Source organism: Streptomyces sp. NPDC057950, assembly GCF_042887295.1.
Taxonomy (GTDB): domain Bacteria; phylum Actinomycetota; class Actinomycetes; order Streptomycetales; family Streptomycetaceae; genus Streptomyces; species Streptomyces kaempferi.
Map to the genome: position 1 here is coordinate 1 of NZ_JBHVPP010000048.1, position 20,050 is coordinate 20,050.

Sequence of the window (20,050 nt, forward strand, 5' to 3'; positions counted from 1 at the left end):
CCATGAACGCCTTCGACCTGGCCTTCGACGGCCGCCTCACCGCAGGCCAACTCTAGCCACACCAAACCCAGTTACACCGCTCGCTTTACAGACCCACTCGTAGTAGTGCGTCGCGCAGGCATGCCGCAGAAGATGCGGATGGAGCCCGGACACCGGGCCGGTGAGATACCGGTCGGAGGCCCTGCCCACGGCCTTGCGGAAGGTCGAAGGCGTCACTGCTGGAGCCACCTTCACGTTGAGCTTCGCGACGTTGTCCGGCAGCCGCTCCGAGGGCCACACCGGCGCCAGAGGGTGTTCCGGGTTGTCGCAGAACGAGCCGCGCGCCTCCTCGACATACCACTACAGCAGCTCTCGACCTGCGGCGAACAGCCTCCCGAGGACGCGGCCCGGAACGGCGGGCCCCCTTGCCCATGACCTCGAACCGGCCGAACGACCCGTACTCCCAGTGCAGGTTGCTCATCGTCATCCCGCACAACTCCGAGGCACGCACCCCGGAGACGTACGCCAGTTTCGCCATCGCGTAGTCGCGGCAGGCCACCGCGAGCTTTCTGCTGTTTGGCAGATTCGCACGCCAGGCTGCGAAGAACCTACGTACCGCACGGGCCGACGGCGGTATCCGCTGGGTGTAGTCGCCGCGGTGCGCCGGCCGGTTGAACGGCTCGACGGGCGACTCGACCACCGCACCGAAGCGCCGGAACACCTCCCCGCCATAGCGTTGTTCCGGAAACGCGTAGTAGTGATCGATCCGCGTCATCTTCTGGCGCACCGTAGAACCCGCGCACTTGCCAGGCCCGGCGAAGTACTGGTCCACGTGCCGCGACGTGATCCGCCACGGCGGCAGGCGGTAGTAGTCGCAGACCTCGACGACGGGCCGGATCAGGTTCTCCAGCGTGGAGGACGCTAGCCCCGCCACATCGCGAGACCACTGGTACTCCGCCAACGTGTCGATGAAGAACCGCTCCTCGTCTTGCGGCAAACTACCGGCCACAGACCAACGGCGAGGTCGAACGCTTCAAGCGCACCCTGCTTGACGAATGGGCCTACCAACGGCCCTACACCTCAAACGACGAACGGACAGCGGCCCTGACAGACTTCCTCCACACCTATAACCACCACTGCTGCCACACCGCACTCGGAGGCCAGCCCCCGATCACCCGCATCAACAACGCTGCGGGTCAATACACCTAGCCCCGAGGGGGGGAGTCTAAATCTAACGGCCCTGTCTCACATTCGGTGGTGACGGAGCGTGCGGCTATCCGAGGAGGATGCGGTGGCGGGGCAGGGTGAAGCCTGCTCGTCCGTGCATCTGGCGTGTGATCCGTTTGGTCTTGGTGTTGACGCCCTCGGTGGGGCCGTTGCTGTACGGAAGCGTGAAGGCGGCGTTTACGGCTTCACGGTCTCGTTCCAGACCTCGAGTTGCATGCAGGTGGGGCAGGTCAGCGCCGCGGGCCTGGGTGGCCCATCGCGTGAGCGCGTCGGCGTTGTCCGTGCGCGGCGTCAGGAGCGGGGCGAAGCCCCTGATGCCGGCTGCCAGTTGAGTCATCTCGGGGCAGGCGGCGGTGAGCTTGGCCAGGAGTTCGTGCTGCTCGGCCTTGAGGTTGTCGGGCCTGGTCAGCAGCATCCGGGCGAGCCTGCGCGGGGAGACGTGGCTGCGGTCGGCGTCCGCGCGGCCCTGGTTGATGTACTTGTGCAAGAGGTTCAGGCAGCCCGTGAAGCCGAGGGCTTTGATCTCTTCGAGCAGGTGCTTGACGGGGACGCCGGGATCCTCGGCCCGGCGTTTGCGCAGGTGCTCGCGGTAGGGGTCGACGAGGCTGGCGCGGTACTTGGGGACGCGGAGCATCCGCTCGGGCCGATCGGCGCGGGCATAGCGTTTGACGGTGTTAAGGGCCAGTTCCAGGCGGCGGGCGCATTCGAGCAGGCCCACGCCCTGGTCGAGCAGACCGTGGACCTGGTGCCAGCGCTCCAGGGTGGTCTGGCCGCGGGGTCCGTCATAGATAGGCGCGTCCAGTACGGTGGCCCAGCAGGTGTTGTGCGCCTTGACCTCGCTCAAGGCGGCTTCGCACAGGTTGTGCCACAGATGCCACCGATCACCGACCTGCGTCGCACGGGGCAGGGCGCGACGGAGGGCCTCGGCGTAGGTCGCGGAGCCGTCCCGGCACACGATCTCGATGTCCGGATGCTCGCGCAGCCACGCTTCCAAGGTGTCGGCCGTCCGGTCGGGCAGTACGTCGATCCGTTCGTGGGTCTCGGCGTCGATCACGATGGTGGCATAGCGGTGCCGCCGGCGCAGGGCGAAGTCGTCGACGCCGATCACGCGGGGCGTCCGCCCGGTGGGCAACGGGATCCGCAGCAGGGCGCGCAGAGCCGTGTGGCGCGAGACGCCCGCCGCGAGTATCGCCAGCGAACGTGCCCCCACCCGGCCCGCCAACTCCTTGACCACCGCCTTGACTTGCCTGGTCAGGCGGGTGGTGCGTCGCTGGTATCGGTCCAGGACTCCGGGCACCTCCTCGCGGAAGGTATGTCGGCAGCCGCCGGTGGGGCACACCAGACGTCGCACCCGCACGCGGACCACCACCCGCCGTCCGTCGACCGGCACGTCAGCCACGGACCGCCAGTGATAGCCGTGCACCCGCCCCGACGACGCCCCGCACACCGGACAGACCGCAGTGTTCTGCGGAGTCCGTGCCCGCACCACGACTCGCTCGCCCTCGTCGACCACATCCTCGATGACCAGTGGGAACAGTCCTGAAAACACCGTCTGCACAGACATGTTGACATCCTTCACATGGATACCAACTACACCTCGCCACTCTGCGTCACCACCGAATATGAGACAGGGCCGTTAAATGACACACCCCCGAGGGGCCGGTGTCCCTGCTCCTGGGTATGGTGCTGGCCTGCAAGACCGACCTTCTGGGTGTTGGACCGCGCGCTCATCGCCCGTGCCTAACAGGGCGGGGGCGTGGTCTCTGTGGTCTTCGGCGCGCCATGTTTCCTGTATCTGCTGGTGCGGACGCGGCGTTGAGCCGACTTTCGCGTTCTGCGGCGAGTTCGGGCAAAGGTGTCGAAGTGGTGAACCCGTTGCCGTTTCCCGTGCGAAATGGGCTGGGCACGTGCTGAGCAGATGATCTAGGGTCTGGCTGTTCTTCGGGAGGGGATGGCGCATGGTGCGTGGGGGGCGGTGGGCTGTGCTGTGCGTGGCCACAGTGCTGGTGCTGGCGGGGTGCGGGCACCGGTCGGCTGAGGCCAGACCGGCGTTCGGGAGCGCGAGGAAGTTGCCGGAGAGGCTCGGCAAGGACGGCACGACCATCGTGGTGGGTGATCCGGATGCGAGGGTGACCGTGCATCTGTATGAGGATCCGCGTTGTCCGGTCTGCGAGAAGTTCGAGACCACGGGTGGTTCCCCGCAGTTGCGGGAAGCGATGCTGGCCCGCCGGGCGACAACCGAATACACCTTGGCCTCCTTCCTGGACGACAGGCTCGGTGGCAGCGGCTCCAGGAAGGCGGTCAACGCACTGCGGGCAGCGCTGGAGGAGGACAAATTCGTGGAGTACCACGAGGTGCTCTATGCCAACCAGCCCGAGGAGAGCGTTGATGGGTTCACCGACGCCCGTCTGCTGGAACTGGCCGGCCAGGTAAAGGGGCTGCGAGGTGCGGCGTTCGACGCGGCCGTCAAGAGCATGAAGTACCGCTCCTTCGTCACCACTTCCGAGAAGGCGTACGAGCGGGCCGGGGGTGCGCAGGACCCGGAGGGGCCGGGAACGCCCACCGCTGTGATCAACGACAAGCGGATCCCGGCGGAATACAACGGCCTGCTCTTCGACAGCGATACCTTCGCCGATCTCCTCCGGGAGATCCACGCCAAGCCCGAGGACTGGGAACAGACCGTCCTTTGAACATGCGGCAATTCCTTCGTGGGTCCCCGTCGACCGCCGCCACCGCGCTCGTCGTCCAGGTCGACGGCAAGGGCATCGTGATGCGGCCCGAGGCGCTGCGGCCCGCGACGCTCATGGCGCACCTGAACGGCCAGCGAGCGCTTCGCACGAGGCTGGCTCCGGGCGAGAAGCCGCACCGCAAGCGGATGGCCACGCTGGCCTGCGTGTTCGACGCCGATCCAGCTGCGCGACGGCCGCACGATGTGATCGCCCCACCCGAGGGCCGCAGCACCGATCGAACACCGCGGCCAGGGCCCAAAGCCCACCGCAATGGCTGACCAGCTCCCTGATCCACCCGCCCGAGCACGTGATCGCGGCAGCGTTCGACCAGGCCCATGCCCGTGATCGGCATCATCTGCGTGACTGGGTGGTGCTGGTCGACGGAGCCCGCCACCAGCTCGAGTTGATCCAGACCGAAGCCGACCGGCGCGAGGCCAAAGTGCACATCCTGCTGGACTTCGTCCACGTGGCCGAGTACGTCTGGGGCGCGGCGCACTGCTTCCACAAGCCCGGCGTCCCCGAGGCCGAAGCCTGGGTCGCCGGCCACCTCACCACGATCCTCCACGGCCAGGCCGCACGCGCTGCGACCGAGATCGCCGCCCAAGCGGATCAGACAGGGCTGCACGGAACCCGGCGCGAGGGCGCCGACGCCTGCGTCCGCTACCTCACCGGCCACCTCGACCACCTCCGCTACGACACTGCGCTCGCCGCGGGCTGGCCGATCGCCACCGGCCCGATTGAGGGCGCCGAAGCCGTACTCAAGCTCCGCGCTCTCATCGACAACGGCGACTTCGACAACTACTGGGCGTTGCACCTCGCCCGCGAGCACGACCGGGTCTATCCCACCCCCGATCAGCACAACTACGAACTCAGGGCCTGACATGAGGCTGAGCGGACGGGCCGGCCCGCCAAAGTAGTCAATACCCGTCCCACCTGCAGGGCTCCCGAGGCACTTCCGCCTTCGAACGCACCTTCAGATGGGCCTGTCAGGCCGATAACGTGTGGTCGTGACGGACCATTCGTATGACGCGGCCGACATCGAGGTGCTCGAGTTCGATGCTGCCGTCCGCAAACGCCCGAGTATGTACTTCGGGGTGGGACCTGGAAATCCGAAGCTGCCAGCCAACTTGCTATGCGCGGTGGGGCGCCATGTCCTTCATCCAGCGACAAACGTTGCCGGGGACCACACACTGCGCGGTCTCCTCGCGATCACCAGCGACAACAGCTTCACGGTATCCATGGACCAGCCTCACGCCTGGGTGGACTCCGATGCTCCCGTCCTCGGATACTTCGGCTCCCTCCTTGGGCCCGAGTGGTGGCTATTGGCCACTGCTGCCGCGCTGTCCGGGCGGATGACCGTTGAGATGTGGTGCGCAGGGCGCGGGTTGCGCCAAGTCCACACCGGCATCCGGCCTCTCACCGCTCCCCAAGCGTTCCATCCACCGCAAGGCAGCGGCACGAGGGTGAGCATCACCTTCGACCCGGCGTATGTCGGGCCGCACTTCGTTCTCCCCACGGAACTTGAGGACCTCGACCTCCACGGTCCGCACTGCTCGGAGCCAGCAGGCTCCGGCCACGTCCTGTTCAGGGACGTCCGCCGCGGACGAGCAGTACAGGAAGTCTTGCACCGCTGACTCAACCGCCTAATCAGGGACGTCCCTCAAGGAGAACTACACCCGGCTCAGATTGCGGACCTTCTGCTGCCTGGTGTCGGGGTGAAGGTCGACCAGTTGGTGCTGACGGATACCGCGGCCCGGGTCGCGGTGCGATCACGGGCAGCGTCGGCGGCCTGTTCCGGATGCGGGCAGAGATCTTCGAAGGTGCACTGCTGCTACCAGCGGACGCTGGCGGATAGACCGGTCGCCGGGCCGGCGCGTAAGAATCGAACTGCGAGCGCGCCGACTCGTGTGCGGGAACGAGGACTGTGCCCGTCGGACGTTCGCCGAACAGATACCGGCCCTGACCCGTCGCCACGCACGCCGCACAGAGACTCTCACCGCCCACGTCACGGACGTGGCCCTGTTCCTGGGCGGCCGACCTGGCTCCCGCCTGTTCCAGAGGATGGCCATCGACACCTGCAAGGACACTCTGCTCCGGCTCATCCGGGCACTTCCGCTCCCCTCATCGGGACTGATGCCGCATCTCGGTGTCGACGAGTTCGCCGTTCGACGAGGACGGACCTACGCGACGATCCTCATCGACATGACAACCCACCGTCCCATCGACGTCCTGGCCGACCGGGCCGCGGCCACCTTCGCGTCCTGGCTGCGGGATCACCCTGAGGTCCGGATCATCTGCCGCGACAGGGCTGGCTCCTTCCGCGACGGAGCCCAGGCCGGTGCTCCTCAGGCCAGACAGGTCGCAGATGCCTGGCACCTCCTGAACAACCTGGCGCAAGCAGTCGAGCGCGTCATCGGGCGGCACCGCGCCGACCTGCGAGAACCCCTCACCACCCACGACGGCCCGACCGACGACGACCCGAGGCCTGAAGGCCACGGCCGCACCGAGCTGGACATCCACGGACGCCCACGACCTCTGGTCGCCCGCACTCGCGAACGCCACCAGCAGATCCACGAACGCATCGCCCGGGGTGACAGCCTTCGCGCTATCGCACGCGATCTTCAGCTCAGCCGCGGCACGGTCAACCGCTTCGCACGCGCCGAAGAAGTCGACGAACTCCTCGTCGCAGCCGTCAACCGGCCCACTCTGATCGACGACTACCGCATCTACCTGCACCATCGCTGGCTGGAAGGCTGCACGAATGCTTCCGCGCTCGCCAGGGAGATCCAGCGACTGGGCTACCGGGGTGACGTCAACACGGTCCGCCGGCACCTCAAGCCCTACCGCGTCGGTGCGATCCCGGCCACCACACCCTCGCCTCGCCTGACCGTCCGCAGGGTCACGGACTGGATCATGCGTCGGCCCGAGCACCTCACAGACCTCGAGCGAAAGAGGCTCGAGGAACTCTGCGAGCGAAATCGCGTGCTGGAGACGACCATCGAGTACGCCCGCCGCCTGGCACTCATGGTCCGCGAACGCCGCAACGAGCACCTGGCCCTCGACGTCTGGATCGCCGACGTCCGCCTTGACGGTCAACGCGAACTCCGGACCCTGGCCAACGGCATGCGACGCGACCGCGCGGCCATCCAGGCAGCCCTGACCACGACCTACACCTCCGGGGCCGTCGAAGGCAACGTCACCAGGATCAAGCTGCTGAAGAGACAAATGTATGGCCGCGCGAACTTCGATCTCCTACGGCGCCGCATCCTGCTCTCACCATGATCAAGAAGCTACCCACCCCCAAAACAGCGACAGAGCCAATTTCCGTGATCGCGTGGCTGTGAGTGACACCGGCTGGGTAGGCAGCGAGGGCTTTCCGTATACGCGTGCTGCCCGGGTGTCGACCGAGAGTTGCTGACGAACGAGTCTCAGTCAGCAAGGTCTCTCGCTTCGTAGCTGGCCAGCCCCAGGGTAAGCAGGGGCGGCACCAGTTCGGTCAAATACCAGGCCATGTCCGTGAGGGCTGGTGCTCCAGAGAGGCTCCGCCGGTCGATCGTCGGGATGAAGGAACAGCGCGATCGGCCAGCGTGAAAAAGTAGTTGGCCACCGGTTTCCGCATTTGGGTGATAGATGCAGACACCGACGTGGTGGTCGACGTTGGCCGGTGAATCAACCAGGGCCAGGACCTCAGCTGCCTGGTCGGTTGAAGTCGACTGCCAGTCGAACAGGTCGTCGTTGTTGACCACGTAGGAGATACCAAGCGGTTCCTGCAGCGACCACCCCTCACCGGCCAGAGCTCGCACCACGGCGTGTACGGTGACGGCTCGTGCGAACACGAGATCGATGTCGGCGGTCCTAGACATTCGCGCTCCTGCGGTGGGGTTCATCGTTATTCGGAAGCGTTTCACGTCATGGAGCGAGGAGCACTGCGATCGATGCCGGCGGCGAGGGTGCGGAGGCCGGGCAGGTCATCTTGGCGGACTGCGTCGAGCACTCGGGCAGCCGTTGACCCTGTCGCTCGGTGAGATTCTGGGCGAGGGAGCGGACATGTCCGGCGAGGGCTTCCAGTTCGGGACAGGGGGCCATGACGGCCTTGAGTCGGAGCTGATCGACCTCGGAGAGGGAGTCGGGGTGGCGCAGGATCCAGCCAGCGACGGTGCGGGGCGAGGGCCGGGGGGTGCCCCTATGTGTTTGGTCAAGGTCCAAGGCCAGTAGGTTCGTGCGGTCGAGGGCGGGCTGAGCCGGAGGGGTGTGCATGAGTGATAGCCAGGTCACGATCAAGCTCACGAGTGACGAGGCCCTGGTGCTGTCGCAATGGCTGGAGAGGCTCCAGATGACGGACCTCAGCCGCGTTGTCGACGATCCGGCGGTGTGGGCGCCGATCCATCGGATCGCCGGAGCGCTGGACAAGGCGCTTCCTGAGCTGTTCGCGCCTGACTATGACCAGCGGCTTGAGGCCGCTCGTCAGCGGCTTCGGCCGGAGGACTGACCGAGCGGTCTGGACTCTTCAGCTGGCCGCAGCTGGTTGGGGCTCGTAGACGGTTCCGTCGCGGAGCATCGCGAAGAGGACGCTATCTGCTGGCTCCAGTCGACCCCTTCGATGTGGGCGGGGGAGGGCAGAGCCTTGAGCAGGGCCTTGGGGACTTGTCCCGTGCCGGTGCCCAGGTCCAGCAGTGTCGGATCGGGAAGGTCGCGGAGGGTGTCGGCCAGCAGCTCGGCCGCTTCTGCCGGCACGCCGGGCCGGTAGCGGTCGTACCCGGCGGCGGCCGCGGCGAACAGTTCTGCCTGCTCTGCGGGCAGCGCGGGGAAGGGATCTTCGGGATAGCTCACGGGGCGGATCCTTCATCGATCGGGCGGAGGGCGGGAAGCAGCCAGGACAGGCGGCCGCATGCCGATACGGCCTGCTGGTTGTCGTCCGGCTCGAAGAGGAGGCGGTAGCGGCTGGGGCTGCCGGCCGCACGCCACCGGGCGGACAGGTCCTGGAGTTCCTTCCAGATGTCGCGTGGTGCCTGGGTGGTGACGTCCCATCGGCTGTGGCTCACCGGGTGGACACGCAGCCACGAGTCGCAGCCGGGTGCGCCGATCGCCAGATGTTTGGCGTCGAAGTCCCGCACCAGGCCGCCGAGGAGATGGTCGGCGGCCAGCCACAGGCCGCGGTCTGTGTCCGCCGGCGGCGCTAGCATTCTTCGCTGGGTCCAGGTGCCCGGATCGGTGGCGATGCGGTGACGGAACTCCGCGCTGAGCCCGATCCGTTCCATGCCGTGCCCGGCCCGGTGGCGAACTCCACGGCCCGCAGCTCCGCCTGGACCTTCCCGTCGGCGGTGCGCTCCACGACGGCAAGGCCGGGCCACGATGGGGACGCGCTACTGACGTGCGCCAGCAACGTGCCGCCCGGCGCGAGCTGTTCGACGAGGGCCGCCGGTACGCGCTTCACCGTGTACGACACGAAGATGCGGTCGAACTTCCGTCCTGGGACGCCCTGTTCGCCTGAACCGCACACCACCTGCGGCGCGAAGCCGAGATCGGCCAGGCGGCCGGCGGCCGCGGCGGTGAGGTGCTCGTCCCGGTCGAGGGTCGCCACGCCCCGGTCGCCGCAGACCTGGCAGGCCACCGCGGCGGTCACCCCCGCGCCCGTCCCGACGTCCAGCACCCGAAGCCCCGGGCGCAGATCCAGCTCCTCCAGCATCCAGGCTCATCACGGTCGACGTCGACGTGATCGAGGCCCCCGACCGCGTCTCGCGCGCCCGGCCCAGCAGCGGCTCCCCGTCGTGCTGGATGAGCACACTGCCCCCGCCGTACAGGAGCCCGAGCAGCTCGGAGCGGTCCTGCGGCGCCGACCAGTCCAGCAGATCCCACCGTGGCGGCTCCTCGCCCGGGCCGCTGCGGCGGACGTACGCCTGCAGCATCAGTACTTCACGGGGAAGCGCGAGGAGGGCGTCGCGGATCAGGCCCGGTGCGAGAACCCCTTCTTCCTCAAGGCGGGCGACCATCGCCGCCCGGGCGGCCTTCCCCTGGGATACGTCGTCGGCAGGCCGACGCGGCAGAGGAGGGACACTTGGTGCAGCGGGGTCGGACAGCACGGCGCCCTCGGGGGGATCAAACGGTTCGAAAGCCGCAGAGGGCAAAGGTTCTGCCGCGTTCTGCAGCTCGTTCACGGGGCATCGCCCCCGTGCGAGCGATCGAGCCAGGCATCTTCAGGCTGCGTGGCCGCGGGCACCTCCGGTGGCGCCGTCCGTGGCGCGGGCGGCGACTGCACGGGCGGGGCGGCTGGGCCGGGCCGCGTCGGTGGGTCCGGCATCTGCCGCAGCGCGCGCAGCGGGGAGTTGGTGAAGACGAGCAGAGGCGCGAGCAGCAGGAAGGTACCGGCGGTCAGAGCGGGTCGCACCCCGAGCCACGTTCCCAGCCCGCCGGCGAGCAGCGCGGCCACGGGGCGGGCACCGGACGTCAGCCAGGTGCTCACGGCCTGCATCCGCGCCTGCATGCCTCGTGTGGTCATGATTTGACGGATCGACCGCTGGGTGGTGCCCGCGGCCCCGGCGCAGGCCAGCTGCACGACCAGCGCCGCCACGATGGTGATCTGCCAGCGGGGGCCGGGGGAGGCGAGCAGCAGCGGGATCTGGGCCAGCGGGGTGATTGCCAGCGCGGTCGTCATCATTGGCCCCGGGCCGTATCGGCGGGCGAGCGCGAGGGCGGCCAGCGCACCGGCGGCCGCGCCCAGGGTGCCCAGGCCGAGGACGACGCCGAAGGCGGTCGCGCTCATCTCCAGAGTCCTCAGCAGGTAGAGCGCCGGGGGGCTCGGCCGCGTGCCGTCGGATCAGGTCACCAAGGCCGGGGCTCAGGGGCAGCCGGTCCAGCATGTCGGGGGCGAACCACTGCAGGAGGATACCTTCGTGCAGGTCCGCCGTGTCGGGGTGCCCGCTCCACTGGGCCGTGTAGACCTGGATCGGCACCGCGAGCCCGTCGACGCTCGTCGCCTCCTCCACCGCGTAGGGCGTCAGGCCCACAGGGTCGAGGCCGGGGGTCTCCTCGGCGAGCTCCCGCCGCAAGGTCTCCTCCAGGCACCGGTCACCCAGTTCGCGGCCGCCCCCCAGGAGGGCGAACACCCCGGGCTCCCAGATGCCTTCACGCATATCCCTCAGATGCCACAGATAGCGGCCGGCGCCGTTGTATTTACCGACCATGGACGTGACCGGGTCGGCTCTGAGCTGGGGTGTTGTGTTGCCCATCCACACGTGACGTGGTGGGCTGCCAGCGAGGGCCGATTCGAGATCTGCAGCGTGGCCTCCTGGTGAAGTCGGCCCGGGCGCGGTACCAGTCTTTTGACCGGCCGCTTTCTTGTGCCGAGTTTGCGGGCCGGCCCGCGCAGGGTCGATCTGGCGATAGCGTGATCCTCATGACGCCTGAAGACGAGGCCTTGGTCGGCGGGATGGCGAACGCGGGGGCGGTCTTCCGCCGGGGGGAGTTGGTGGAGCGACCGGCACCGCGTAACGCGGGTGCCCTGCATGCCCATCTCCTTGCGCTGAAGGAGCACGGCTTCGACGCGGCGCCGGGCCCTGTCGGTCTCACCGCAGATGGCCGTGAGCAGCTGACTTTCATCCCTGGCGACGTGGCTCTGCCACCGTTCCCGGACTGGGCGATGACGAGCTCTGCCCTCGAATCCGTGGGGAGTTTGCTGCGGCGCCTGCATGAGACCAGCGCGGTCGTCGCGGTCGACACCCGTGCCGAGTGGCCCCCGGACCTTGCCGACCCGGAGGGAGGAACGATGTTGTGCCACAACGATGTGTGCCCGGAAAACGTCGTCTTCCGCGACGGTCGTGCCGCGGCCGTGATCGACTTCGACTTGGCGGCTCCGGGCCGTGCCCTCTGGGACATCGCCATGACTGCCCGCTATTGGGTGCCCATGCTCGATCCCGGGTCTGCGGCCGCTCTCTATCCCCCCGGGCTGGATGCGGCCGCACGACTGCGGATTCTTGCCGACAGCTACGGCCTCTCGGCGGGGAACCGCGCAGAGTTACCCGGCGTCATCGAGCAGGCCACGGAGGTCTGCCGGGCCTTCGTCGCCCGCCGCGTGGCCGGCGGAGACCCTGTCTTTCTCCAGGCGTTGGCCGAGCGTGGTGGATGGGAACGCTGGGACCGCATGCAGACCTGGCTGGTGGACCACCGCAAGACGTTCACGGCTGCCCTGCTGAACTGACCGGCCCGGACGTTCGTGGACAGACTCACCGGCCGTTCTTGGTGCCGTGTCGTCCCCGGTGGCCCATGAGAAACGACCCCGTCGCACTCGTCGAGGAACGCTTCCAGTTGCCTAATGACCGACGCGAGGGCGTGGATCGTCCGGCGGTCGAGAGTGACTGCGGCGGAACCAGGGGCGGGGTGCATGAGGGTTCCTGTTCCAGGAGTTGGACCTCGAGGTCCGCGATGCGTTTGTCGGCGAAGCGGAGGTTGGAGCGGGCACCTTCGAGTCGTTCTTGGAGCCTGCGGTGTTCCTGTGTGAGCTGGTTGATCCGGTGTTTGAGGGTGGTGTTCTCGGTGGTGAGAGCCTGCACCGACTCGCCGGGGACCATCTGGTCGAAGTCGCGCAGTTCACCCATGAGTTCACCGATGCGCTGCCGCTGAGTGCGTACCTCCTTCTGGGCTCGGGCCAGCTCCGCCCCGGCGTTGAGTGCGCGCTCGCGCCAGGTGGCCTCAACGCGATCGTGTTCGTGCTGGTTCCTCTGGTCGTGGCGGCTGCGGCTGTCGGCGACCGCGTTCTTCACGAGGACGCGGGCGCCGGCGTTCTCGTAGAGGAACGTGGCGGAGACGCCCGCGCGCTGAGCGATCGCCTTGACAGTGAGACGTCCGCGCTCGCGGCGTAGGTGGCGGATCGCAGTTTCTACCCAAGCGAGCTTCTCCTCACTTTGGCGCTTCCGAGCGGCGATGGCGGCCTCGGGGACGGTGGGCCTCATGCTGCCGTCCAGTCCGTCGTGCGGGTGTGTCAATTTAACGGCTGATCTTGGTTGTTGATGGTCAGTTGTTGCTCGGGGTCAGGCGTCCCTCGAAGGCGATCTGGAACGCGTTGAGGGGCGCTTTCCAGCGCATGGTCCACCGCCTGCGGCCCTTCCCGGTCGGGTCCAGGCTCATCAGCGCCATGTAGATGCACTTGAGGGCGGCGGCCTCGTTGGGGAAGTGCCCGCGGGCGCGAACAGCTCGGCGGATGCGTGCGTTGACGCTCTCGATCGCGTTCGTGCTGCAGATGACCTTGCGGATCTCGACGTCGAAGGAGAGGAAGGGCACGAACTCGGCCCAGGCGTGCGACCACAGCTTCACAATCGCCGGATACTTCGCGCCCCACGCCTCCTGGAACTCCAGGAAGCGTTCCGTGGCTGCGTCCTCGCCGGGTGCGGTGCAGACGGGCTTGAGAGCCTTGGCGACCCTGTCCCAGTCCTGACGGGCGCCTCAGCATGCCGACCACGCTGAAGAGCGCCGCCAGCGGATACGTCCAGGACACCAGCTACACCAAGCTGAGCGGCATCGGACAGGTCACCCTCGGAGTGTCCTCCGCGGACACCGCGAAGTGGCTGCAGATCAGCAACACCTTCGAGGACGGCACTCGCCGCCTGAAGCGCGAACTCGTGTCCTGGAAGGCAGTTGCCCGTTCGATCTCCGCAGCGGGGATCCCGTGCTCGGTCAACGCGTCGCGGTGTCGCCGGATGTCCTGCCGACGAACACGGATGCCCTCCGTCTCAATAAGCCGCTGAGCCATGCGGCTCAGGCCGGCAGGCGCGACCGGGATGGGCGATACGGGCTGGTCAACCATTAGCGCTGCTCGCCGTCACCGGTGTGGAGCACGGCCGACGCAATCTCCCGCACGCGCTCCAGGCCGATGCCTGTGCGCTGCTCGATGGCGAGGGGGTGGTCGGTGGGCTCCAGCTCGACGAAGGGGCGCTCGCCGATTGGGCGGGTATGGACACGCGTCTTCAGGTTGAGTGTCGGCGTCGGGTACACCGGAAGATCGGTGGTGAGCCAGCCGAAGTAGGGCTCTTCGGCCTCGCGACCGGGCCTGTCCCACAGGTCTGAGGCCCGGGAGAAGCTCTCTCGGCTGAGCGAGACCCAGACACCCCAGGAGAAGACCTCGTCACTGTCGATGACCGGTACTTCGATCAGGCCCTTGACGAAGTAGTGCTGAGCGCGGACCACGCACTGGTCCGTAGAGAGCAAGCAGTCGTCAGCGTCGGTGAAGGCCGGATCCCACACGGCGGGGGCCTCGGCCGTGTAGTTCATCGGCAGCTCAGGGTGGTGGGCCCCGCAGCACGCGCAGGTGAACCCCAAATCACTGGTCATGGGCCTGGAGCCTAGCGACGGACTCCAGCCGTATCCGAAGGGGGCTTGCTCGGCACAACTCCGCGCGGTGGTTGACGCCCACTGGGGCGGGAGTGTGTCCGCCATCGCCTGCGCACCACCACACGGATTCCTGCCGCACGCTGTGGACTCCAAGGTCATGCCGGGGGCACACTGGCCAGACCTGCCAGGTCCGCTCCAGCAGGCTCTCCTGGATCAGGATCGCCAGGCTGGTCAGTGCGATGGTGGGGTCGTCGCACATGTTCGGCAGGATGGGGCCGCCCCAGTTGAGCCGTTGTCCGTCGGCGAGGTGGACGCCGGCTCCCGCCGGGAAGCAGTCCTCCAGAATCTCGATCTCCGGTTCGCCCTCGATGCCACGTGTGGGCAGATCGCGGGCCACGACACGCAGTGCGGCGCGCAACGTCTCCAACCGCTCGGGAGCGAGATCAAAGGCGGGATCGAAACCCGCGTCGTCCAGGATGCGCCGGGCCAGGGCGGTCATCTGCTCCCGCGGTACCTCGGCCGGGTTCCGCTCGACGACCTCGCCGATGGCATCGGTGCACGGGAGCCAGTCGAGGAGTTCACAGGAGGGAGCGACGGTTCCCTGGGTCGAGGCGGTCGTGGCGCAGGCCGACATAGACCCTTCGCATCAACTGTTCAGTATCCGCTTCGTGCCCAGCCATGGTGTTGCTCACCGGCCTAGTATCCCGACGCGGCACGGTTCCCCACCCCATGGTTTTCCGGATGACGCCTGACTCGCTCACTGGCGGAACTATGGCCTCACTCCTTGAGTGCCGCCGTCATTCAAAGGGAACCGAGCCTTCAGGCCCTCGACGTGGTGGGGCTGGTGAGCAGGGCGCGTAGGGGTGCGGTGTGGGGTGTGTCGGCGATGGCGTGGTCGATGGCGTCGTCCATGCCTTTCTCCCACGCCTCGGGCAGGACGAGTCCGGGCCGGCTCGACCAGGCGATGTCGGGTTTGGTGTCTCCGGATGCGGTGAGATGGAGGTGGATCAGGCCGGCGAGTGCGTCGAAGAGTTTGGGCCGGATGAAGTTGCGGGCTGAGGCTCCGGTCAGCCGTGCGGCCTGGTGCGGCTTGGGCATGCGGTCGGCGATTTCCATCCACAGCAATCCGCGGTCGAAGGCGTCGAGGACCTCTTCCAGGGAGGGCAACTCCTTGCCGGTCTGTGTGTCGGTGGAGGACGTTCGGTGGGCGGACGAGCTGTTGTTTGCTTCTTGCACCGTGGAGCGGAGCGCTCTGGCGGTGGCGATGCGTAGCGGCTGGGACCAGGTTTCGGCGTCTGCTGTCGCGCGGGCCATGACGAGGTCGTCCCAGCTCATGCGCCGCCATCGGGCTGTTTCTGTCGGCAGGGTGCGTGCTTCCAACGCGGTGAAGACCTGGTCGGAGTCGTGCAGCAGGGTCAGCGCGGCCGCCTCGGTGGTCGTGCCGTCGGGGTGTCCGTCGGTGGGCAGTTCCTCGATGAGGGCGATGCGTTCGTCTGTCGGCGGGTGCGAGTCGTAGGGGTGTGGCCGCGATGGGCGCTGGTGGGAGGAGAGAAGAGCGAGCTGTTCGCTGGTCCGGGCGGCCAGCATCCGGCGGAATCCAGCGTGCACCTCACCATGTGGCGGCAGTGCTTCCAGCACGCTGCCCATTGCGGGATACGTCTCGAGGTAGTGGGTGTGTGCGGCGGCGAGGATCGGAAGGGCGCGCAATGCGGCGGCTGTTGCGTCTCGGCCTGCGTGCTGGCCGGCCGTCTGGTCCGCGGCGAGTTCTTGGTGGCGGGCCACGGACTGCGAGGCACGGAGGAACATCCGTGCGTAGCCGACGTACAGGTTGCCGATGGTGCGGTGGAGCGGGGTGCTGCCTTGTGCGAAGACTTCCACGGTGTGCAGGAGTGCTTCCCGGCCTCGCATGGTGATGGCACCGAGGCGAGTGTCGAGGTTGGCGTAGTGTCCGAATTCGTGGGCGAGGACGGCACGTAGCTGGGGGACCGTGAGGCCGTCGAGGAGGGGGAGACCGATGAGCATGCGGCGTCGTCCGGGCAGCAGTCCCAGCAGGCGGCCCTGTTCGGCGACACCTGCGTTGGCCTCGGCGACCAGGTAGAGCTCGTCCGGGGGGCGTTGCCCGGTGACTTCCGCGGCCGCTTGTATCTGCGCCCAGAGTTCGGGCTGGTCGTGTGGTGTGACCGGCAGTGCGTGCGGGAGGGGGCTCAGGCGTCCGGCCTGTATGAAGGCGAAGAAGCCGCGCAGGATCGCGATCGCCAGCAGGACGCTGACGGTCAGGAGCGTGCCCTCGAACCAGGCGGCCCGAGCGCTGAACAGATGGGTGACCAGCAGCCAGTCGACCGCCGCGATGGCCGACAGCAGAACGATTCCCATCAGATAGAAGCCAACCAGCAGCGTGAACGCACGGACCGCGCGCAGCCGAAACGACATCAGAAATCCTCCCCACGGTGTTTGACCAGCCCGAACGGGCGAATGGCGTGCGCGGATAGTACCCCTGCAGATCAACTTCTGGCGCGGGAGCAGACGACGGCTCGAGACCTACCTCGGACTCGCAGCCGGCGCTCTCACCGCATTGGTTCGCTACGTTCAGCCAGGCGGACGAGGGCCCGCGCGGGCGACCGTGACCGTCCACCAGTCCGGTTGATCGGATATGCACCAAAAGACCTCAAGCTGCTGGCGGGTGAGTTCCTCCCCATGCCAGTGCACAGCCGCCCGCGCGATATCCGGCTCGGACGAGGACGAAGGACCCATGAGCCTGGATCCGCCCGGCACAGGACGCAACCGCTGGACCATGCGCTGGAAGGCTGCAGTCCAAGCCTTCGACGTCGCCTTCGACCGCCGGATCACCGCTGGCCGCTGCTGAACACAACTGACCGAGTTCCACCGTTCGCTAGGCCCTGTCTCACATTCGGTGGTGACGCAGAGTGGCATAGGTCGTTGATGTAAGCGTGGAGAGTCTCAACGAGCTGGTGGCGACGGTGTTTTCGGGGATATCCCCGCTGGTCGTCGAGGATGTGGTCGACGAGGGTGAGCGCGTGGTCGTGAGGGCACGGACCCCGGGATCGACCGCGGTCTGCCCGGCGTGCGGGGTGTTGTCGGGGCGGGTGCACGGCTATCACTGGCGGACGGTCGCCGACCTGCCGATCGACGGCCGGCGGGTCGTGGTGCGTGTCCGGGTTCGACGTCTGGTGTGTCCTACCCGCGGTTGCCACCACACCTTCCGCGAGCAACTGCCAGGGGTGCTGGAGCGATACCAGCGGCGCACGACCCGCCTGACCAGGCAGATCAAGGCCGTGGTCAAGGAGTTAGCGGGCCGTGCGGGATCGCGTCTGTTGGCGATGCTCGCGATGGGCCTGTCGCGTCACACGGCCCTGCGCACCTTGCTAGTGCCGCGTCAGGCAACGTTCGCCCTGTTCTGATGGCTGAGTTGTCGCCTGGTAACGTCGCTCTCTTCGGCTGGGTCAGCCTGCTGGAGCCTTGACGGGATGCATGGTGATTTCTGCAGGAGGCAATGCCCTTGCCGCTGCGACGGTGAGGGTCGCGAAGACCTTCGCCGGCATGACGGCCCAAGCGGACGAGACCGGCTGCGGCCGGTGCTTCGATGAGGGCGAGGTCGAGCTGCTGCGGACTCCCGGTGTCCCGCTCCCGACGGACCTTGTCCGCCGGGTCGCACAGAAAGATCCTTTCCACTGGGACGACCAGCCCGCGATCATCCGTCGGGTTCTGCCGCAGCTCGTCGTGGTGCTCGCCGAGGGCGAGGCCGAGTCCGATCTCATGGCCCGCGGACTGGCCGCGGCAGGCTGGTCACGGTGGCCCCGCGAGCAGGCTGGGGCAGTGGCCGGATTCCTGGACGCGTGGTGGACGCAGACCCTGCGGACGAAGTCGCCGCCCATTCCGGCGTGTGCAGTGTTCGAGAGCTGCGTGACCGCGAGTTCCTCGGTCACCCCGTGGCTTGCCCGCTGGGAGGCGGAGACGGGCCCTGTAGCCCGCCGTCATCTGGCTGACAGCCTCGGCTGGTGGCGGGAGGAGTTGACGTCCAACGACTCGCCTTTCACCTGGTGGTGGGGCACCGAGACGGCGGAGCGGGCTGCCTGGCATGAAGTGAAGCAGTGGCTGGCCGGTCAGGCCAGGGCAATGTGATGCGGGAAGGTTCAGGCCTGGCCGGCAGCCGTGAACGCCGACGCGGTCGGATTCAGGCGACGTTGGCTCTGGTCACGACCTTGCGGAGGCGCTGGTCGTCGGCGTGGCGGTTTCGCCAGATGATGTAGCGGCGGATCATGCTGCCCTGTTCCCTGTGGTCGGCATGGTCGGCATGGTCGGCATGGTCGGTGCCGTCGAGGGTGAAGTAGCGCAGGGCCGTGAACTGGGCCTCGATCCGGTTGAGCCAGAAGCTGTTGGTCGGGGTGTAGGCGATCTCGACGTTGTTCGCCGCCGCCCAGGTGCCGACCCGCTGGCACCTCTTCGTAGTCAGATGCGGGGAAAAGTTGTCGCAGACGATCGCGATGCGGACGCTGTCCGGGTGGAGGCTGCGCAGGTAGCGGCAGAACTCCAGGAACTGCGTCCGCTTCTTGACCGGTTTGATGTGGCCGTAGAGCTTGTCCCTGGCCAGGTCCAGGGCAGCGAACAGGTGCCGCACCCCGCCGCAGCGGTTGTAGGTCGCCCGCCGCCTGCGGCGTGGTTCACGGTCGGGGTCTTTGTGCTTGCCGCCGCGCTCGGCCCATTGCCGGCCCGGGTGGGGCATCAGGTTGAGCGGTTCGAACTCATCGAGACAGAAGATGACTTCAGGCTCGCCGTCCTCGGGATCTTCCAGGGCGGATTTGAACCGCGCGGGGGAAACATGGACCTGATTGAGCACGCCTCTGGCTATTCCACAGATTCTGGGTATGTGTCGACGACGAAGTACGAGAGAATCGCCAAGGGGCGAGGTGGAAACGTCTATCACATCGACGGAGTTGATGGCGCCGACGTGAATCACGAATGGCCAGACAATCCGTTCTCTAGCGAAAAGGAAATCGCCGTCCCCGGGCGCGTCGATCCGAGCCGCATCATCGGTGTGCGAATGCGCGATGGAACATGGATGGATAACCCGAACTACGCCCCTCGGGGGAAATGATGGAGACTCTACACCTCGCCGCTGCCAGCGAAGATGGTCGTGGGGAGTCACTTGTCCTTGAAGTCGATGATTCGGGTGAGCCAAGCATTAGGCTGATCCGAGCTGATCGGATTCCTGGCGTGTACGGCGGTAGTGATCTCTTCGAGTGTCTCAAGGGTGCGCGTCTCGCTCTTGAGGAAGAGGGATTTCTGATCTGCTGTCAGGGATCTCGTCCAACGGTCTTTCCTTCCGGAATGGGGCGACAGATGTCGAATGGCCGTCTTGCGTACCCATTGCGAAGGACGCCACCTTTGACCGACGCTGACCTGGTGGATATTTTTGCGCCAGCAGAGTTTGTCGAAGTGGGGACGGTGGAAATGCAACGGCAAGCGGTACTCGATTTCTTCAAATCTCCCCGGAAGTAACGCCAGCGGCCCCGCGGAAACCTCTTTTCGTGGGGCCGCTGGAGGGCTTGACGGCAGCGCTGACGGCAACGGCGGTGGACGGAGGAGCCCCGCACCGTGGTGACGGTGCGGGGCTCCTTGCTGCTCGGGTTGTTGGGGTTACTGGGCGGGCGCTGCGGCGAGGGGTGGGTCGTTGGGTCGGTCGGGTCTGTAAAGCGAGCGGTGTAACTGGGTTTGGTGTGGCTAGAGTTGGCCTGCGGTGAGGCGGCCGTCGAAGGCCAGGTCGAAGGCGTTCATGG

Annotated in this window: 20 protein-coding genes and 6 pseudogenes; 11 read left to right on the forward strand and 15 right to left on the reverse strand. The window is 67.2% G+C overall.

Features of this window, described 5'->3' with window-relative positions; translation table 11 throughout:
* Positions 1-85 precede the first annotated feature (85 nt).
* Positions 86-988 carry a hypothetical protein gene (locus ACFVTC_RS42265; protein WP_390135102.1) on the reverse strand — a complete coding sequence of 301 codons (903 nt, stop codon included), beginning with the start codon at positions 986-988 and terminating at the stop codon, positions 86-88.
* Here ACFVTC_RS42265 and ACFVTC_RS42270 point away from each other — a divergent pair.
* Positions 979-1,188: pseudogene (locus ACFVTC_RS42270) on the forward strand (integrase core domain-containing protein); the annotation flags it as partial. The gene ACFVTC_RS42265 and the pseudogene ACFVTC_RS42270 sit on opposite strands and share 10 nt — an antisense overlap.
* A gap of 64 nt (positions 1,189-1,252) precedes the next feature.
* On the opposite strand, the gene ACFVTC_RS42275 reads toward ACFVTC_RS42270, so the two are convergent.
* On the reverse strand, positions 1,253-2,770 hold the full coding sequence (locus ACFVTC_RS42275; protein ID WP_390135104.1) for an ISL3 family transposase: 1,518 nt from the start codon (positions 2,768-2,770) through the stop codon (positions 1,253-1,255).
* A gap of 427 nt (positions 2,771-3,197) precedes the next feature.
* On the opposite strand from ACFVTC_RS42275, the gene ACFVTC_RS42280 reads away from it, so the two are divergent.
* The 4 genes and pseudogenes from ACFVTC_RS42280 to ACFVTC_RS42295 all read left to right on the forward strand — a co-directional run bounded on the left by ACFVTC_RS42280 (position 3,198) and on the right by ACFVTC_RS42295 (position 7,217).
* On the forward strand, positions 3,198-3,896 hold the full coding sequence (locus tag ACFVTC_RS42280; RefSeq protein ID WP_390135106.1) for a DsbA family protein: 699 nt from the start codon (positions 3,198-3,200) through the stop codon (positions 3,894-3,896).
* A gap of 23 nt (positions 3,897-3,919) precedes the next feature.
* Positions 3,920-4,815, forward strand: a pseudogene (locus tag ACFVTC_RS42285) (ISKra4 family transposase); the annotation flags it as partial.
* A 127-nt stretch (positions 4,816-4,942) separates the two neighbouring features.
* Positions 4,943-5,569: a hypothetical protein gene (locus ACFVTC_RS42290; protein ID WP_390135108.1), complete on the forward strand. Its 627-nt coding sequence runs from the start codon at positions 4,943-4,945 to the stop codon at positions 5,567-5,569.
* A gap of 109 nt (positions 5,570-5,678) precedes the next feature.
* Entirely contained in the window at positions 5,679-7,217 is a 1,539-nt protein-coding gene (locus ACFVTC_RS42295; protein WP_390135137.1) for an ISL3 family transposase, read from the forward strand.
* Between the two features lie 146 nt (positions 7,218-7,363).
* Here the strand turns inward: ACFVTC_RS42295 and ACFVTC_RS42300 are convergent, their stop codons facing one another.
* Positions 7,364-7,798 (reverse strand): hypothetical protein, encoded by a 435-nt coding sequence (locus ACFVTC_RS42300; protein WP_390135110.1) that lies wholly within the window; start codon positions 7,796-7,798, stop codon positions 7,364-7,366.
* Positions 7,799-7,844: 46 nt separating this feature from the next.
* The gene (locus ACFVTC_RS42305) at positions 7,845-8,141 is read right to left on the reverse strand and encodes a hypothetical protein (protein ID WP_390135112.1); all 297 of its coding nucleotides are present in this window, start codon (positions 8,139-8,141) and stop codon (positions 7,845-7,847) included.
* A 49-nt stretch (positions 8,142-8,190) separates the two neighbouring features.
* On the opposite strand from ACFVTC_RS42305, the gene ACFVTC_RS42310 reads away from it, so the two are divergent.
* Positions 8,191-8,424 (forward strand): hypothetical protein, encoded by a 234-nt coding sequence (locus ACFVTC_RS42310; RefSeq protein ID WP_390135114.1) that lies wholly within the window; start codon positions 8,191-8,193, stop codon positions 8,422-8,424.
* Here ACFVTC_RS42310 and ACFVTC_RS42315 read toward each other — a convergent pair.
* From ACFVTC_RS42315 to ACFVTC_RS42335, 5 genes and pseudogenes are all read right to left on the reverse strand, one after another.
* Positions 8,400-8,765, reverse strand: coding sequence for a hypothetical protein (locus ACFVTC_RS42315; protein WP_390135116.1), 366 nt, complete (start codon positions 8,763-8,765; stop codon positions 8,400-8,402). The two genes, ACFVTC_RS42310 and ACFVTC_RS42315, sit on opposite strands and share 25 nt — an antisense overlap.
* Positions 8,762-9,118 (reverse strand): hypothetical protein, encoded by a 357-nt coding sequence (locus ACFVTC_RS42320; RefSeq protein WP_390135118.1) that lies wholly within the window; start codon positions 9,116-9,118, stop codon positions 8,762-8,764. Before ACFVTC_RS42320 ends, ACFVTC_RS42315 begins: the two co-directional genes overlap by 4 nt.
* Positions 9,112-9,621 (reverse strand): protein-L-isoaspartate O-methyltransferase, encoded by a 510-nt coding sequence (locus ACFVTC_RS42325; RefSeq protein ID WP_390135120.1) that lies wholly within the window; start codon positions 9,619-9,621, stop codon positions 9,112-9,114. Before ACFVTC_RS42325 ends, ACFVTC_RS42320 begins: the two co-directional genes overlap by 7 nt.
* Before the next feature lie 465 nt (positions 9,622-10,086).
* Positions 10,087-10,695, reverse strand: a complete 609-nt coding sequence (locus tag ACFVTC_RS42330; protein ID WP_390135122.1) for an MFS transporter — start codon at positions 10,693-10,695, stop codon at positions 10,087-10,089.
* Positions 10,696-10,756: 61 nt separating this feature from the next.
* Positions 10,757-11,161, reverse strand: a pseudogene (locus tag ACFVTC_RS42335) (NUDIX domain-containing protein); the annotation flags it as partial.
* A 167-nt stretch (positions 11,162-11,328) separates the two neighbouring features.
* Between ACFVTC_RS42335 and ACFVTC_RS42340 the strand changes: the two are divergent.
* The gene (locus ACFVTC_RS42340) at positions 11,329-12,129 is read left to right on the forward strand and encodes a phosphotransferase family protein (protein ID WP_390135124.1); all 801 of its coding nucleotides are present in this window, start codon (positions 11,329-11,331) and stop codon (positions 12,127-12,129) included.
* 25 nt (positions 12,130-12,154) lie between these two features.
* On the opposite strand, the gene ACFVTC_RS42345 is transcribed toward ACFVTC_RS42340, so the two are convergent.
* Together ACFVTC_RS42345 and ACFVTC_RS42350 are read right to left on the reverse strand one after the other, a co-directional pair.
* Positions 12,155-12,880, reverse strand: coding sequence for a DUF6262 family protein (locus tag ACFVTC_RS42345; RefSeq protein WP_390135126.1), 726 nt, complete (start codon positions 12,878-12,880; stop codon positions 12,155-12,157).
* A 61-nt stretch (positions 12,881-12,941) separates the two neighbouring features.
* Positions 12,942-13,367: pseudogene (locus tag ACFVTC_RS42350) on the reverse strand (transposase); the annotation flags it as partial.
* Between the two features lie 8 nt (positions 13,368-13,375).
* On the opposite strand from ACFVTC_RS42350, the gene ACFVTC_RS42355 reads away from it, so the two are divergent.
* The gene (locus ACFVTC_RS42355; protein ID WP_390135128.1) at positions 13,376-13,672 is read left to right on the forward strand and encodes a hypothetical protein; all 297 of its coding nucleotides are present in this window, start codon (positions 13,376-13,378) and stop codon (positions 13,670-13,672) included.
* A gap of 58 nt (positions 13,673-13,730) precedes the next feature.
* On the opposite strand, the gene ACFVTC_RS42360 is transcribed toward ACFVTC_RS42355, so the two are convergent.
* The 3 genes from ACFVTC_RS42360 to ACFVTC_RS42370 all read right to left on the reverse strand — a co-directional run bounded on the left by ACFVTC_RS42360 (position 13,731) and on the right by ACFVTC_RS42370 (position 16,685).
* Complete coding sequence (locus tag ACFVTC_RS42360; protein WP_390135139.1) at positions 13,731-14,195, reverse strand: DUF2199 domain-containing protein; 465 nt, start codon at positions 14,193-14,195, stop codon at positions 13,731-13,733.
* A gap of 49 nt (positions 14,196-14,244) precedes the next feature.
* Positions 14,245-14,889: a hypothetical protein gene (locus ACFVTC_RS42365; RefSeq protein ID WP_390135129.1), complete on the reverse strand. Its 645-nt coding sequence runs from the start codon at positions 14,887-14,889 to the stop codon at positions 14,245-14,247.
* A gap of 185 nt (positions 14,890-15,074) precedes the next feature.
* Positions 15,075-16,685, reverse strand: coding sequence for a M48 family metallopeptidase (locus ACFVTC_RS42370; protein ID WP_390135131.1), 1,611 nt, complete (start codon positions 16,683-16,685; stop codon positions 15,075-15,077).
* Between the two features lie 548 nt (positions 16,686-17,233).
* On the opposite strand from ACFVTC_RS42370, the pseudogene ACFVTC_RS42375 reads away from it, so the two are divergent.
* Together ACFVTC_RS42375 and ACFVTC_RS42380 are read left to right on the forward strand one after the other, a co-directional pair.
* Positions 17,234-17,641 (forward strand): annotated as a pseudogene (locus tag ACFVTC_RS42375) (transposase family protein); the annotation flags it as partial.
* A gap of 172 nt (positions 17,642-17,813) precedes the next feature.
* The gene (locus ACFVTC_RS42380; protein ID WP_390135133.1) at positions 17,814-18,395 is read left to right on the forward strand and encodes a hypothetical protein; all 582 of its coding nucleotides are present in this window, start codon (positions 17,814-17,816) and stop codon (positions 18,393-18,395) included.
* Positions 18,396-18,447: 52 nt separating this feature from the next.
* Here the strand turns inward: ACFVTC_RS42380 and ACFVTC_RS42385 are convergent.
* Positions 18,448-19,056, reverse strand: a pseudogene (locus ACFVTC_RS42385) (transposase); the annotation flags it as partial.
* Positions 19,057-19,092: 36 nt separating this feature from the next.
* On the opposite strand from ACFVTC_RS42385, the gene ACFVTC_RS42390 reads away from it, so the two are divergent.
* Positions 19,093-19,368, forward strand: a complete 276-nt coding sequence (locus ACFVTC_RS42390; RefSeq protein ID WP_390135135.1) for a hypothetical protein — start codon at positions 19,093-19,095, stop codon at positions 19,366-19,368.
* The last annotated feature ends 682 nt before the right edge of the window (positions 19,369-20,050 follow it).